Below are 13,872 nucleotides of genomic sequence, written 5' to 3'. Positions count from 1 at the left end.
ATCACCTCACACAATCGTTAATGAAAGATTGTTTTCTCATCAATATTTGCGCTAAATAGCATAACCGTTAGTGATGGCGTTTCACTGCACCAAAACAGTGCTTCGTTATGGTGCAACTGACCGCCATTGTGACCTTTTTTGTGCAATGAAATCCGTCCTGGCCTTGCAAAAACAACACGTTGTAAAGTTGGCACGATTTTTTCATAGAGCGTTCGTTCTCGCAGGGGATCGCCCCGTGGATATAAAAGGAAATGCTATGAAGTCTGTATTAAAAGTTTCACTGGCTGCACTTACCCTGGCTTTTGCGGTCTCTTCTCAGGCTGCTGATAAGAAACTGATTGTTGCCACCGACACCGCCTTCGTACCGTTCGAATTTAAACAGGGCGACCAGTACGTTGGATTTGACGTGGATCTGTGGGCGGCTATCGCGAAAGAACTGAAGCTGGACTACACCCTGAAGCCAATGGACTTCAGCGGCATTGTGCCGGCACTGCAAACCAAAAACGTTGACCTGGCGCTGGCCGGTATCACCATTACTGACGCACGTAAAAAAGCGATCGACTTCTCTGACGGCTACTACAAAAGCGGCCTGCTGGTGATGGTGAAAGCGGATAACAACGACGTTAAAAGCGTGAAAGATCTCGACGGCAAAGTGGTTGCGGTGAAGAGCGGCACCGGTTCTGTTGATTACGCTAAGGCCAACATCAAATCGAAAGATCTGCGCCAGTTCCCGAACATCGACAACGCCTACATGGAACTCGGCACCAACCGTGCTGACGCTGTGCTGCACGACACACCAAACATCCTTTACTTCATCAAAACCGCAGGCAATGGCAAGTTCAAAGCGGTAGGTGATTCCCTGGAAGCACAGGAATACGGTATCGCCTTCCCGAAAGGCAGCGACGAGCTGCGTACTAAAGTGAATGGCGCGCTGAAAACCCTGCGCGAGAACGGCACTTACAACGAAATCTATAAAAAATGGTTCGGTACTGAACCTAAATAATTCAGCCTGATCCAGGCTCTGTCAGGCCCGGTGGCGCGCGCTCACCGGGCCTGCAATTTTAGTCACGCACACTGTCGCTGACTGTTTGTTTTCACCACGGTATACAGGAACTCATCATGCAGTTTGACTGGAGCGCCATCTGGCCCGCCATTCCTCTTTTGCTTGAAGGCGCCAAAATGACCCTGTGGATTTCGGTCCTCGGTCTGGTTGGCGGGTTGATTATCGGCCTCGTCGCCGGTTTTGCCCGCACCTACGGCGGCTGGATAGCCAACCACGTAGCGCTGGTTTTCATCGAAGTGATCCGCGGCACGCCGATTGTGGTGCAGGTGATGTTTATCTACTTCGCCCTGCCGATGGCCTTTACCGACCTGCGCATTGACCCCTTCAGCGCGGCGGTGGTCACCATCATGATCAACTCCGGTGCCTATATCGCCGAGATCACCCGCGGTGCGGTACTGTCGATCCATAAAGGCTTCAGCGAGGCTGGTCTGGCGCTGGGTCTCTCCCGTCGCGAAACCATCCGCCACGTGATCCTGCCGCTGGCGCTGCGCCGTATGCTGCCACCGCTGGGTAACCAGTGGATCATCAGCATTAAAGACACTTCGCTGTTCATTGTTATCGGCGTGGCTGAACTGACCCGTCAGGGCCAGGAGATCATTGCCGGTAACTTCCGTGCGCTGGAGATCTGGAGCGCCGTGGCCGTGGTCTATCTGATTATTACGCTGGCGCTGAGCTTCGTGCTGCGTCGTCTTGAAAAAAGGATGAAAATCCTGTGATTGAATTTAAAAACGTCTCCAAGCACTTCGGTCAGACCCAGGTGCTGCACAACATCGACCTGACTATTCAGACCGGCGAAGTGGTGGTCATTATCGGGCCGTCCGGCTCCGGTAAATCGACCCTGCTGCGCTGCATCAACAAGCTGGAGGAGATCACCAGCGGCGATCTGATTGTCGATGGCCTGAAGGTCAACGACCCGAAAGTGGACGAACGCCTGATCCGCCAGGAAGCGGGCATGGTGTTCCAGCAGTTTTATCTCTTCCCGCACCTGACGGCGCTGGAAAACGTGATGTTTGGCCCCCTGCGCGTGCGCGGTGCCGACAAAGCGGCAGCCGAGCGGCTTGCAAAAGAGCTGCTGGCGAAAGTGGGGCTGGCGGAGCGCGGGCATCACTACCCGTCCGAGCTTTCCGGCGGTCAGCAGCAGCGCGTGGCCATCGCCCGTGCGCTGGCGGTGAAACCAAAGATGATGCTCTTCGATGAGCCAACCTCGGCCCTCGACCCGGAACTGCGCCACGAAGTGCTGAAGGTTATGCAGGACCTGGCCGAAGAAGGGATGACCATGGTGATCGTGACCCACGAAATCGGCTTTGCTGAGAAAGTGGCCTCACGCCTGATTTTCATCGACAAAGGCCGTATTGCCGAAGATGGTAATCCGCAGGCGTTGATTGAAAACCCACCGAGCCAGCGTTTGCAGGAGTTTTTGCAGCACGTTTCGTAAGTTTTTGCCTTTTGTAAGCCGGGTAGGCGTAGCCGCCACCCGGCTTTTTTATTGACGGAATTCTCCCAAAAACCCCCCGCTTCCGCCCGCCTTCTATACTTATCACTTTGCACAATTTTGTCACCGGAGGACATCGTGCCGTGGATTTTGCTGCTCCTGATAAGCCTGTTTTGTCTGCCTGCCCAGGCCGTCAGCCTGCCGGGCATTCCCGCCGCCACCGCCAGCGAGCAGAGCACGCCGCCACCGGAACCGGACGTTGAGCAGAAAAAGGCGGCCTACTCGGCGCTGGCTGATGTGCTGGAAAATGACGCCTCGCGCAAGGAGCTGATCGATCAGCTGCGCAGCGTGGCTGCCACACCGCCTGAGACACCGGTGCCTAAAATAACCCCGCCGGAGATCACCGAAGAGAAAACGGTGCTGGAGAACGTCACTGATATCAGCCGTCACTATGGCGAGGCCCTCGCCTCACGTTTCGCCCAGCTCTATCGCAACCTGATCGGCTCCCCGCACAAGGCCTTTAACCCGCAAACCTTTACCGCCGCCGCACAGCAGTTTCTGATCCTGGCCGGACTGGTCTTTGCCTTTTACTGGATGGTGAGGCTCTGCGCCTGGCCGTTGTACCGCAAAATGGGGAGCTGGGGGCGCAAAAAGAACCGCGAAACCAGCAGCTGGGTCCATCTGCCGCTGACCATCGCCGCGGCCTTTATTATCGATCTGCTGCTGCTGGCGCTAACCCTGTTTATTGGCCAGATGCTGCGCGAGTACCTCAACACCGGCAACCCGACCATTGCCTTCCAGCAGGCGCTGTTCCTCAATGCCTTCGCGCTGATTGAATTCTTCAAAGCGATCCTGCGGTTGATATTTTGCCCACGCGTGCCCGATCTACGACCTTTCGCCATTAACGACAGCGCCGCGCAGTACTGGTCGCTACGCCTGAGTATTCTGAGCGGCCTTATCGGCTATGGCCTGCTGGTGGCGGTGCCGATTATCTCCAATCAGGTCAACGTGCAGATTGGCGCCCTGGCCAACGTGCTGATCATGCTCTGTATTACCGTCTGGGCGCTGTACCTGATCTTTCATAACAAGCGCGCCATTACCGAGGGGCTGCTCCACCTTGCCGACCGTTCGCTGGCCTTCTTCAGCCTGTTTATTCGCGCTTTTGCCCTCGTGTGGCACTGGCTGGCGAGCGCCTATTTTATTGTGCTCTGCTTCTTCTCCCTGTTCGATCCGGGCAACAGCCTCAAGTTTATGATGGGGGCGACCTTCCGCAGCCTGGCCATCGTCGGCATTGCCGCCTTCGTGTCGGGGCTGCTCTCCCGCTGGCTGGCTAAAACCATCACCCTCTCGCCGCACGTGCAGCGCAGCTACCCGGAGCTGCAAAAACGGCTCAACGGCTGGATCTCCGTGTCGCTGAAGGTGGCGCGGTTCCTGACGGTCTGCGTCGCCATTATGCTGCTGCTGAGCGCCTGGGGGCTGTTCGATTTCTGGAACTGGCTGCACAACGGCGCAGGGGAAAAGACGGTCGATATTCTGATCCGTATCGCGCTGATCCTCTTCTTCTCCGCCATCGGCTGGACGATCCTGGCGAGCCTGATCGAAAACCGGCTGGCGTCAGATATTCATGGCCGTCCACTGCCCAGCGCCCGTGCCCGAACGCTGCTGACGCTGTTCCGCAACGCGCTGGCGGTGGTCATCAGCACCATTACCATCATGATTGTGCTCTCGGAAATTGGCGTCAACATCGCTCCGCTGCTGGCAGGGGCCGGGGCGCTGGGGCTGGCGATCTCTTTTGGCTCCCAGACGCTGGTAAAGGACATCATCACCGGGATCTTTATTCAGTTTGAAAACGGGATGAATACCGGGGATCTGGTAACCATCGGGCCGCTGACCGGCACGGTGGAGCGGATGTCAATTCGTTCGGTGGGTGTACGGCAGGATACCGGGGCGTATCACATCATTCCGTGGTCATCGATCACTACCTTTGCCAACTTTGTCCGCGGCATCGGGTCGGTGGTGGCGAACTATGACGTGGACAGGCATGAAGATGCCGAAAAAGCGAAAGATGCGCTGAAAGCGGCGGTGGATGAGCTGCTGGAGAGAGAGGATATTCGCGGGCTGATTATCGGCGAGCCGTCGTTTGCCGGGATTGTCGGCCTGACCAGCACCGCCTTTACCCTGCGCGTGTCGTTCACCACCCAGCCGCTGAAACAGTGGACGGTGCGTTTCGCCCTCGACAGCATGGTGAAAAAGCACTTTGACCTGGCGAACGTGCGAATGCCGGTGCAGATGTATCAGCTGTTGCCGTCGCCGGGCCCGACACCACCGTCACCGCAGGAGCCCACCCTGTAGCCCCGGTAAGCGCAGCGCCACCGGGGAGAAGCGGTTAACGCTGGCGGCGTTTGGCGTTGTCCATAAAGGTCCAGGCGATAAAGCGGCTCTGCTTCTGTCCCTGGGCCATCTCTTTTTTCACCACTTTCACCGCGCCGACGTCGGTCAGGGCGCGGTAGAGCGGCGGCAGGTTTTCGCTGCGGGAGACCAGGGTAGTAAACCACTTCACCTGACGGGCACACTGGGCGCTTTCGGCAATCATCTTTGTGATAAACGCCACTTCGCCGCCTTCGCACCACAGCTCCTGCTGCTGGCCGCCGAAGTTCAGCGCGGCATCGGCCGCCTGGCCGAGGTTGCGACGCTTACGCTCGCTGCCCGCCCGGGCGGATTCAGCAGAATCATGGAACGGCGGATTGCACAGGGTGGCGTCGTACTGTTCGTTTTTATGGATGATACCCGTGAAGATCGCCGAGGCCTCTTTCTGACGACGCAGACGGATGGCGCGGCTCATGCCGGGGTTACCGTTAATGATGGCCGTGGCGTTGGTAAACGCCTGCGGGTCCACTTCGCTGCCGGTAAAGCGCCAGCCATATTCATGCACACCAATCAGCGGGTAAATGAGGTTCGAGCCGGTGCCAATATCCAGGAGGGTTGCCTCTGCGGGAACGACGCCGTTGTTACCCTCCGCCAGCAGATCGGCGAGATGGTGAATATAGTCGGCACGCCCCGGCACCGGTGGGCAGAGATAGCCGTCCGGAATATCCCACTGCGTTACCCCGTAGAAATGCATCAGCAGCGCTTTATTCAGCGTCTTCACCGCCTGTGGATCGGCGAAGTTCACCGTTGGCTCGCCTGTGGGCGTCTGGGTGATAAATTCGCGCAGCGCCGGACAGCTCTCGCATAAGGCATTCATGTCGTAACGGCTACGGTGGCGGTTGCGAGGGTGCAACCCCGGCTTCTGGGATGTCATGGCGTTCTCCTGTAAACAGCGGCGTAAGATACCCGTTGCGGGCGCAACGGTAAATATTTCTCTGCGCCGCAGAATAAAACACCAGAAATCAGTCACCTGTATGTCGCTGATTTGTCATGTAATTGTCAAAAAATGTCGTTCAAAAAATAAGCAGATCATCATCAATTTTTTGCCCTAAATCACACTCTGGGCCGTTCTACACTTAGTGTGCGTCACCCGTTGTCAATCAGAGGAAGTGATTATGAAAAAATACCTGGTAATGCTCGCTGCCGCTTCACTGGCAGGTGCGTCGTTTGCTGCATGGTCAATCGAATCACTCAGCAATGGCGATACCGGTCAACTGAGACCAGCCGGAACCGTGCAGGCTTCTGGCGCAAGAGACCTTGACGATCTGCAGGACAAACTGGCTGAGAAAGCGCGTGAACAAGGCGCTAAAGGCTATGTGGTGAATTCTGCCAGCGGCGACAACACCATGTTCGGTACCGCCACGATTTACAAGTAATCCCCCGCCCTGCACTGCAACTGCATCCCCCGGGGTGCAGTTCATTTTTTGCCCAAAATCCACTTTGTGAAGTTTTTTAGCAGGCAATGTAAATTTACGTATTTCATTTTGTTGACGAGAGTGATAAAAAGTCACGCCAAATGATAATGTTTATCACAATTATTATCATTTGTAGGCTCATTACGGATATCACGTGGCACAGGATAAGGCGCAGACCTGCCTGACAACGTAATGGAAACTCAATACTAAAAATTATAAGTCGCTAAACAATATGGATAAAAATCGCAACGTTCCGAACAGCTTTAACTCGCTGACCTTTTTTGCGGGTCTGTGTATCGGTCTTTCCCCGGTGGCGACAGCTCTTGCCGCAGACAGTACGGATAACAAACCTGACGATACCCTGGTGGTAGAGGCTGCCCAGCCTTCGCTCTATGCCCCACAGAAGTCTGCCGACGCCAAATTCAGCCGCCCGGTGGCAGACACGACTCGTACCATGACGGTGATCTCCGAGCAGGTGTTGAAGGATCAGGGCACCACCAATCTGACCGACGCGTTGAAAAACGTCCCGGGTGTTGGCGCCTTCTTTGCTGGTGAAAACGGCAACTCCACCACCGGCGACGCGGTCTACATGCGCGGCGTGGATACCTCGAACAGCATCTACGTTGACGGTATCCGCGACATCAGCACCACCACCCGCGACACCTTCAACACCGAACAGGTGGAAGTGATCAAAGGGCCGTCCGGCAGCGATTACGGACGCAGCGCCCCAAGCGGCTCGATCAATATGATCAGCAAACAGCCGCGTCTGGATTCTGGTATTGATGCCTCCGCCAGCATTGGCAGCGCGTATATGCGCCGTGGAACCCTCGATATTAACCAGGTAATGGGCGATACCTCGGCGTTTCGTCTGAACCTGATGGGGGAAAAAACTCACGATGAAGGGCGCGATAACGTTAAAAACGAGCGCTACGGCGTGGCCCCTTCCCTCGCCCTGGGGCTGGGAACGGAAAACCGCCTCTATCTGAACTACCTGCATGTCACCCAGCACAACACCCCGGATGGCGGCATTCCGACCATCGGGCTGCCGGGCTACTCTGCCCCATCGGCGGGCACCGCGGCGCTGAATCACTCCGGCAAGGTGAACACCAGCAACTTCTACGGCACCGATTCCGATTACGACGATTCTACGTCTGACACCGCCACGATGCGCTTTGAGCACGACTTTAACGACAATACCACCGTGCGCAACACCACGCGCTGGTCGCGGGTGAAGCAGGATTATCTGATGACCGCCGTGATGGGCGGGGCCAGCAATATCACCCAGCCGGATCGCAACAACGTGGACACCTGGACCTGGTCGCGTAACGCCAACACCAAAGATGTCAGCAACAAGATCCTCACCAACCAGACCAACCTGACCACCAAATTTTATACCGGCAGCGTCGGGCACGACATCAGCACCGGGGTGGAGTTCACCCGCGAAACCCAGACCAACTACGGCGTGGATGCCCTCACCCCGCCGCCGGTCAATATCTATCACCCGAACAGCAATATCGACATCGGCGGTCTGAACAACAGCGGCGCCAACGCCAATGGCCGGACCGATACCTTCGGCCTGTACGCCTTCGACACGTTGCAGGTCACCCGTGATTTCGAGCTGAATGGCGGGATTCGTCTGGACACGTACCATACCGAATATGACAGCGCCAGCATCTGCGGCGGCACGGGGCGTGGGGCTGTGGCCTGCCCGGCCGGCACGCCGAAAGGTTCCCCGGTCACGACGGTTGATACCGCCACCTCCGGTAACCTGGTCAACTGGAAGGCCGGGGCGCTTTATCACCTGAACGAATACGGCAACGTCTATGTGAACTACGCCATCTCCCAGCAGCCGCCGGGCGGCAATAACTTCGCGCTGGCCCAGGGCGGAACCGGCAGCAGTGCCAACCGCACCGACTTTAAGCCGCAAAAGGCTAAAACCAGCGAGCTGGGCACCAAATGGCAAGTGCTCGATAAGCGTCTGCTGCTGACCGCGGCGATCTTCCGCACCGACATCGAAAACGAAGTCGAGCAGAACGATGACGGCACTTACTCCCAGTACGGTAAAAAACGCGTCGAGGGTTATGAGCTGTCGGCAGCGGGTAACATCACCCCGGCCTGGCAGGTGATCGGCGGCTATACCCAGCAGCGCGCCAGCGTGCGCACCGGCAATGACGTGGCGCAGGATGGCACCTCTTCTCTGCCGTATACCCCGGAACATGCCTTCACCCTGTGGAGCCAGTACCAGGCCACGGACGATCTCTCCGTTGGCGCAGGCGCCCGCTATATTGGCAGCATGCACCGTGGCGCTGACGGCGCGGTGGGTACGCCATCGTTTACCGAAGGGTATTGGGTGGCGGATGCCAAACTGGGCTATCGCGTCAACCGCAACCTCGACATGCAGCTCAACGTCTACAACCTGTTTGATGAAGACTATGTCGCCTCCATTAACAAGAGCGGCTACCGTTATCATCCGGGCGAGCCACGCACCTTTATGTTAACGGCGAACATGCACTTCTGATCCCGCGTGGGGCTTCGGCCCCACCTTTCAGTGCACTTCTGTTAGCGCGTGGGGCTGCGGCTCTACGCTTCGGAGAACCATTATGATGTATCACATTCCAGGCGTGCTGAACGCCGATGAGGTAGCGCAGTTTTGCGCCCAACTGGAGCAGGCCCCCTGGATTGACGGGCGCGCTACGGTAGGCAACCAGGGCGCGCAGGTTAAAAACAACCAGCAGGTCGACACCCAAAGCCCGCTCTACGCCACGCTACAGGCCGCGGTATTGCAGGCGGTGAATCAGCACCCGCTCTTTTTTGCCGCCGCTCTGCCGCGCCAGATCTCAAGCCCGCTGTTTAACCGCTACCAGCAGCAGGAGACCTACGGTTTTCACGTTGACGGCGCCGTGCGCAGCCATCCACAAAGCGGCTGGATGCGGACCGATCTCTCTGCCACCCTCTTTTTAAGCGACCCCGACAGCTACGAGGGCGGCGAGCTGGTGGTGAACGACACCTACGGTCAGCACAGCGTCAAGCTCCCGGCGGGGGATCTGGTGCTCTATCCCTCCAGCAGCCTGCACTGCGTCACGCCGGTCACCCGCGGCGTGCGGGTAGCCTCCTTTATGTGGATCCAGTCGATGATCCGCGACGATAAAAAGCGCGGCATGCTGTTCGAGCTGGATCGCAACATTCAGACCCTTCGCGCCCGTCACGGCGAAAGCGACGAAGTGCTCTCCCTGTTGAATCTCTATCACAACCTGCTGCGTGAATGGTCTGAAATCTAGCCGTTCGCCTTGATTGTACGTTTTTTGGCCCCATAGTTACTGAACAGCGCAATAACCTGTCAGGAGGGGTCTATGGCTTCCGGTTGGGCAAATGATGACGCCGTTAACGAACAGATCAACAGTACCATTGAAGATGCGGTGGCGCGGGCGCGGGGCGAAATTCCGCGAGGCGAAAGCCTGAAATTCTGCGAAGAGTGTGAAGAGCCGATCCCCGAAGCGCGGCGTAAAGCGGTGCCTGGCGTGCGGCTGTGCATCGCCTGTCAGCAGGAGAAAGATTCACACAACGCATCACACGCAGGATATAATCGCAGAGGATCGAAAGACAGCCAGTTGCGATGACTGGCCTGGCGGCGACATTGCCACGCAAGCGATTACCTTTTAGTGCACGCTTTTTCACCGCAGGTTTGGCAAAACGTGCCCTCACCGCCGCGTCTGTAAAGCGCAACGGCAAGAAACGTAAATCCATTCACTGAATTTATTAATATTCAATAACTTATTTGTCATTCAAATTTTTCGAATGATGACGTCAATTCTCTTCGATTTAATCTCTCGCAAAAAAGCGTGATACTTATCACATCGACGGAACAACGTCCCCTTAACAGAATAACCTGCGAGATACTGACCATGAAAACCATCAAATATGCTGTTGCTGCTGTTGCCCTGACGACTCTCTCTTTCGGTGCTTTCGCTGCGGAATCTGTAACCGCTGCCCAGGCAAACAGCATGAATAAAATCGGTGTGGTCAGTGCAGAAGGCGCGACCACTCTGGATGGTCTGGAAGCACGCCTGGCGGCGAAAGCTGAAGCGGCTGGCGCGACCGGTTACACCATTACCTCCGCTAATACCAACAACAAACTGAGCGGCACTGCGGTTATCTACAAATAACCTGACCCTTATCTCTGCTCTGCTCGCCGGTTCGCTGGCGAGATGTTCCAACCCTCATTGACCCTGTTGTTATTTTTTGGCCCGTCCATCGCTGGACGGGCCTTTTTTTAGTTAAAAACTCTGGTTAACCCGCGTCAGCCCGGCATCGACCGTTTCAACCTGACCCGTCGCCAGCAGACAGCAGGCCATCTGCAGCTTCAGGGAGTGCGGCACCGCCTCGCGCCCGGCGAGGCAGCCCTCAATCCAGCGCGCCGTGGTTTCGGCATCTTTTGCCTGCGGCAGTACAACGTCGCTGTTCTCTTCGCCGCGCTCCAGCACCACCCGGGTGCCCGCCGCATCAATCAGCGTTAGCTGCGGACAGCGCTGCGGGTTGGCATAGACTTCGCCTTCCGTCCCGTGCATCAGGAGTCCTCTGCCGCCGATATCGGCAAAAAATGTCGCCACGCGGGTGACATATTCCGGGTGAGACACGCTGGAAAGGCGTAGCGCGGCATCTTCTGCAAAGGGCGTCGCCAGCTTGGCAAGGGTGTGGGCGCTGTTACGCACCCCCATGCGCCAGCGCATCGCCAGCTGTTTTTCCAGCGGCGGACAGAGAGTGCTCACCGGGATATAGACCGGATGATGGCCGTCGAGCTTCGCCTGCGCCTGGCCGCCGTGACGGGTCGGCTCAATGCCCAGCAGGGTAAAAATGGTTTCCGTCAGCACACGGGTCGGATCTTCACTCACGCCGTGCACCACCACCGGGAAACCCAGCTTATGCAGCAGGATCGCCAGCAGCGGGCTCAGGTTGGCCTGCTTGCGTGCGCCGTTGTAGCTCGGGATCACCACCGGCATCGGCTTCGCCACCGGCGGCGTCAGGCGCAGGGTTTGTGCCTGCATCGCCTCATAGAAGCCACGCATTTCGCCTTCGCCTTCACCCTTAATGCGCAGGGCAATCAAAATGCCGCCCATCTCCAGGTCCGGTACCTCGCCGTTCAGCATCGCGGTATAGAGCGCCCGGGCGGTCTCCTGATCCAGGTCGCGGGCGTGGTTTTTCCCCCGCCCGACCTCTTTGATAATTTTGCGATAATCCACGTTGTTTCCCCTTGTGACATCTTGTTAACACTATAGCGTTGATAAGGGGCCATCGGACAGACATTTCTCTTATTGCTGCCGGGCGGCAATAACACCATCCCCTTGTAATTACAGTAAAAATAAAAAATCAAGCATTAATGAAATCACTATTGACCGGGTCAATAGTTATCTGCCAACAATTAATTTCGTAAATTACCCCCGATAAAAAGTCGCCCCGCTTTTTTCCAAAAATTAATCACAACGGATGTTATAAACACCGGAATTCACTCAGGAATTATTATGCGTAAAATTGTCTCCGGCACCTTTATTGCCACTGCATTATGTTGTTCTGTCTCTGCCTGGGCTGCAACCAGCGGCGAGGGGCAAATTAATTTTACGGGTGAGATCATCGACTCCGCCTGCCAGGTGGTCAATGGTGTCAGCAGCCCGCTGGATGTTTCCCTCGGCAAAGTGTCGCAAACGGCCTTTACCGGTTCCGGCTCCACCACCGCAACAACCCGTTTTGATATTCAGCTGAAAGACTGCCCGGAAACCATCACCAGCGCGGCCATCACCTTTGGTGGCTCCGCTGACGGCACCAACGCCAACGTGCTGGCCGTCACCCCAGGTACTGGTGCGGCAACCGGCGTGGGTATTCAGCTGCTGGATAAAACCGAAAATCCGCTGAGCCTCTATACCGCCTCGACCAGCTATGCGCTGCAGTCTGGCACCACCACCAACGATCTGGTATTTGGCGCACGCTATATCCAGACCGGCAGCACCATCACCGCCGGTTCGGCTAATGCGGTCTCCACCTTTACCGTCATGTACAACTAATCCTGCGGCGCCTGGCCTCTGCGGCCAGGCGTTGTCAGCTTTATTCAGAGTCCCACCATGCGTAAATCTATTTTCATCGCCTCCCTGTTAGTTATGACCACTGCCGCTCACGCCGGCGTGATTATCGAAGGGACCCGTTTAATTTATCAGGGAGATAAAAAAGAAGCGTCGTTAGGGATTTCCAACCCGGATAACCTCGACTACCTGGTGCAGTCCTGGGTAGAGAACACCGATGCCGGGCAGGATAAAGCGCCGTTCCTCATCACCCCGCCACTGTTTCGCCTTGATGGCAAACAGGACAACGTCCTGCGCGTGGTGCGCACCGGGGGCAATCTGCCAGACGACCGCGAATCGCTCTACTGGCTGAATATCAAATCCATTCCCTCCACCTCCCGCAACGAGAGCAGCAACACGCTGCAAATCGCCATTAAGACGCGGATCAAACTGATCTACCGTCCGAGCGGCGTGAGCGGCAAGCCAGATGAGGTGGCGGATAAATTACGTTGGCACAAACAGGGTAATAACCTGGTGGTAAGCAACCCAACACCGTTTTACATGAATTTCCAGGCCATCACCGTGGGCGGCAAAAAAGTCAGCAACGTCACCTGGGTAGCCCCGGACAGCGACGCGCACTTTGCCGTGCCGGGCGGCATCACCGGAAACACCGTTTCCTGGAAAATCATCAACGACTATGGCGCGGTGAGCCACGCCTTGTCTGCGCCTCTGCAATAAGCCCGACGCTGCCATGGCCTGGGAGTACTCCACCAAAGCCCCCCGTAATCCCCTGCGCGCTCTGCTGGTTGCCCTGGGCTGCGCGGTGCTGAGCGTGGGGGTGCAGCAGGTGCTGGCGGAGGATTACTTCAACCCGGCGCTGCTGGATATCGACACCCCCGGCCAGGGCAAAACCGACCTCTCGCTGTATGAGAAGGGCCCGGGCATCGCGCCGGGGAACTATCAGGTGGATGTCTATGTGAATAATAATAAAGTCGCCAACAGAAAAATTGCCTTTGGCCTGCAACAGCCGGCCAACGGCCCGGCCACCCTGCAACCCTGCCTCTCGCCAGAAACCCTCAAGAGCCTGGGTATCCAGAGCGATAAATTCAGCGTCACAACGGATGACGGCTGTGTCGATCTCTCTGGGTTACCTGCCGCCAGTGCCACTTTCCGCCCCGGCCAGCAGCAGCTGCTGCTGAGCATCCCCCAGGCGGCCATCACACCGGTGCCCCACGGTTACGTGGCACCGGAAGAGATGGACAACGGGATCAACGCTTTTCTGCTGAACTACAGCTACTCCGCCGGGGATAGCCACGGCCGGGGTGAAGATGGCAGCCACGAGCGCAATGAATACCTGAACCTGCGACCGGGACTAGGCTTTGTACGAAAAGTATTGCCGCATGCAACGTAGGCTGCAGGCCAAGGTGACCATGGCTGCAAAGCTCTTGGCCAGCTTGTCATAGCGAGTGCCGATCCTGCGATTTTCTT

The 13,872-nt window shown here is 56.9% G+C and carries 14 protein-coding genes and 1 pseudogene; 12 read left to right on the top strand and 3 right to left on the bottom strand.

The genetic code is table 11. From position 1 onward, the window contains the following. Positions 1-256: 256 nt before the first annotated feature. The 4 genes from glnH (at position 257) to ybiO (ending at position 4,847) form a co-directional block, all read left to right on the top strand. Positions 257-1,003 carry a glutamine ABC transporter substrate-binding protein GlnH gene (gene glnH, locus FHC51_RS12420; RefSeq protein ID WP_103178793.1) on the top strand — a complete coding sequence of 249 codons (747 nt, stop codon included), beginning with the start codon at positions 257-259 and terminating at the stop codon, positions 1,001-1,003. 116 nt (positions 1,004-1,119) lie between these two features. Then, positions 1,120-1,779, top strand: a complete 660-nt coding sequence (glnP, locus tag FHC51_RS12415) for a glutamine ABC transporter permease GlnP (protein WP_103823501.1) — start codon at positions 1,120-1,122, stop codon at positions 1,777-1,779. Continuing rightward, on the top strand, positions 1,776-2,498 hold the full coding sequence (gene glnQ / locus FHC51_RS12410) for a glutamine ABC transporter ATP-binding protein GlnQ (protein WP_156238216.1): 723 nt from the start codon (positions 1,776-1,778) through the stop codon (positions 2,496-2,498). The genes glnP and glnQ overlap by 4 nt, the downstream gene beginning before the upstream one ends. Before the next feature lie 135 nt (positions 2,499-2,633). Further along, on the top strand, positions 2,634-4,847 hold the full coding sequence (ybiO, locus tag FHC51_RS12405) for a mechanosensitive channel protein (protein WP_220435660.1): 2,214 nt from the start codon (positions 2,634-2,636) through the stop codon (positions 4,845-4,847). Positions 4,848-4,881: 34 nt separating this feature from the next. On the opposite strand, the gene rlmF is transcribed toward ybiO, so the two are convergent. Then, positions 4,882-5,796, bottom strand: a complete 915-nt coding sequence (rlmF, locus tag FHC51_RS12400; protein ID WP_220435659.1) for a 23S rRNA (adenine(1618)-N(6))-methyltransferase RlmF — start codon at positions 5,794-5,796, stop codon at positions 4,882-4,884. Positions 5,797-6,037: 241 nt separating this feature from the next. On the opposite strand from rlmF, the gene mcbA reads away from it, so the two are divergent. From mcbA to ybiJ, 5 genes are all read left to right on the top strand, one after another. Next, positions 6,038-6,298: a DUF1471 family periplasmic protein McbA gene (mcbA, locus tag FHC51_RS12395; RefSeq protein ID WP_103178789.1), complete on the top strand. Its 261-nt coding sequence runs from the start codon at positions 6,038-6,040 to the stop codon at positions 6,296-6,298. A 271-nt stretch (positions 6,299-6,569) separates the two neighbouring features. After that, positions 6,570-8,855 (top strand): catecholate siderophore receptor Fiu, encoded by a 2,286-nt coding sequence (locus FHC51_RS12390; RefSeq protein ID WP_220435658.1) that lies wholly within the window; start codon positions 6,570-6,572, stop codon positions 8,853-8,855. Positions 8,856-8,937: 82 nt separating this feature from the next. Continuing rightward, a complete protein-coding gene (gene ybiX, locus FHC51_RS12385; RefSeq protein ID WP_220435657.1) occupies positions 8,938-9,615 on the top strand; it encodes a PKHD-type hydroxylase YbiX in 678 nt (225 codons plus the stop codon). Positions 9,616-9,687: 72 nt separating this feature from the next. Then, positions 9,688-9,954: a DksA/TraR family C4-type zinc finger protein gene (locus tag FHC51_RS12380; RefSeq protein WP_039029401.1), complete on the top strand. Its 267-nt coding sequence runs from the start codon at positions 9,688-9,690 to the stop codon at positions 9,952-9,954. A 285-nt stretch (positions 9,955-10,239) separates the two neighbouring features. Then, the gene (gene ybiJ, locus FHC51_RS12375) at positions 10,240-10,500 is read left to right on the top strand and encodes a DUF1471 family protein YbiJ (protein WP_103178785.1); all 261 of its coding nucleotides are present in this window, start codon (positions 10,240-10,242) and stop codon (positions 10,498-10,500) included. A 111-nt stretch (positions 10,501-10,611) separates the two neighbouring features. Here the strand turns inward: ybiJ and ybiB are convergent, their stop codons facing one another. Next, a complete protein-coding gene (ybiB, locus tag FHC51_RS12370) occupies positions 10,612-11,574 on the bottom strand; it encodes a DNA-binding protein YbiB (RefSeq protein ID WP_220435656.1) in 963 nt (320 codons plus the stop codon). A 279-nt stretch (positions 11,575-11,853) separates the two neighbouring features. Here ybiB and FHC51_RS12365 point away from each other — a divergent pair, with 279 nt between their 5' ends. From FHC51_RS12365 to FHC51_RS12355, 3 genes are read left to right on the top strand one after another with little or no spacing between them, the layout of a single operon-like run. Further along, positions 11,854-12,390 carry a fimbrial protein gene (locus FHC51_RS12365; protein WP_103823507.1) on the top strand — a complete coding sequence of 179 codons (537 nt, stop codon included), beginning with the start codon at positions 11,854-11,856 and terminating at the stop codon, positions 12,388-12,390. A gap of 57 nt (positions 12,391-12,447) precedes the next feature. After that, a complete protein-coding gene (locus FHC51_RS12360; RefSeq protein ID WP_220435655.1) occupies positions 12,448-13,122 on the top strand; it encodes a molecular chaperone in 675 nt (224 codons plus the stop codon). Between the two features lie 13 nt (positions 13,123-13,135). Further along, positions 13,136-13,795 (top strand): FimD/PapC N-terminal domain-containing protein, encoded by a 660-nt coding sequence (locus FHC51_RS12355; protein WP_220435654.1) that lies wholly within the window; start codon positions 13,136-13,138, stop codon positions 13,793-13,795. Here FHC51_RS12355 and FHC51_RS12350 read toward each other — a convergent pair. Beyond that, positions 13,757-13,872 (bottom strand): annotated as a pseudogene (locus tag FHC51_RS12350) (IS5/IS1182 family transposase); the annotation flags it as partial. The gene FHC51_RS12355 and the pseudogene FHC51_RS12350 overlap by 39 nt on opposite strands.

Origin of the sequence: Leclercia sp. EC_58, assembly GCF_019584355.1 — a bacterium.
Lineage (GTDB): Bacteria > Pseudomonadota > Gammaproteobacteria > Enterobacterales > Enterobacteriaceae > Enterobacter.
Note: the sequence above shows the minus strand (reverse complement) of the source record. Positions and strands in the feature narration are given on the sequence as shown.

Bases quoted from the DNA above. Each gene is read 5' to 3' on its own strand.
- rlmF (WP_220435659.1), bottom strand. From the start codon at position 5,796: ATGACATCCCAGAAGCCGGGGTTGCACCCTCGCAACCGCCACCGTAGC.
- FHC51_RS12360 (WP_220435655.1), top strand. From the start codon at position 12,448: ATGCGTAAATCTATTTTCATCGCCTCCCTGTTAGTTATGACCACTGCC.
- mcbA (WP_103178789.1), top strand. From the start codon at position 6,038: ATGAAAAAATACCTGGTAATGCTCGCTGCCGCTTCACTGGCAGGTGCG.
- FHC51_RS12380 (WP_039029401.1), top strand. From the start codon at position 9,688: ATGGCTTCCGGTTGGGCAAATGATGACGCCGTTAACGAACAGATCAAC.
- ybiJ (WP_103178785.1), top strand. From the start codon at position 10,240: ATGAAAACCATCAAATATGCTGTTGCTGCTGTTGCCCTGACGACTCTC.
- glnP (WP_103823501.1), top strand. From the start codon at position 1,120: ATGCAGTTTGACTGGAGCGCCATCTGGCCCGCCATTCCTCTTTTGCTT.
- ybiX (WP_220435657.1), top strand. From the start codon at position 8,938: ATGATGTATCACATTCCAGGCGTGCTGAACGCCGATGAGGTAGCGCAG.
- FHC51_RS12390 (WP_220435658.1), top strand. From the start codon at position 6,570: ATGGATAAAAATCGCAACGTTCCGAACAGCTTTAACTCGCTGACCTTT.
- glnH (WP_103178793.1), top strand. From the start codon at position 257: ATGAAGTCTGTATTAAAAGTTTCACTGGCTGCACTTACCCTGGCTTTT.
- FHC51_RS12365 (WP_103823507.1), top strand. From the start codon at position 11,854: ATGCGTAAAATTGTCTCCGGCACCTTTATTGCCACTGCATTATGTTGT.
- FHC51_RS12355 (WP_220435654.1), top strand. From the start codon at position 13,136: ATGGCCTGGGAGTACTCCACCAAAGCCCCCCGTAATCCCCTGCGCGCT.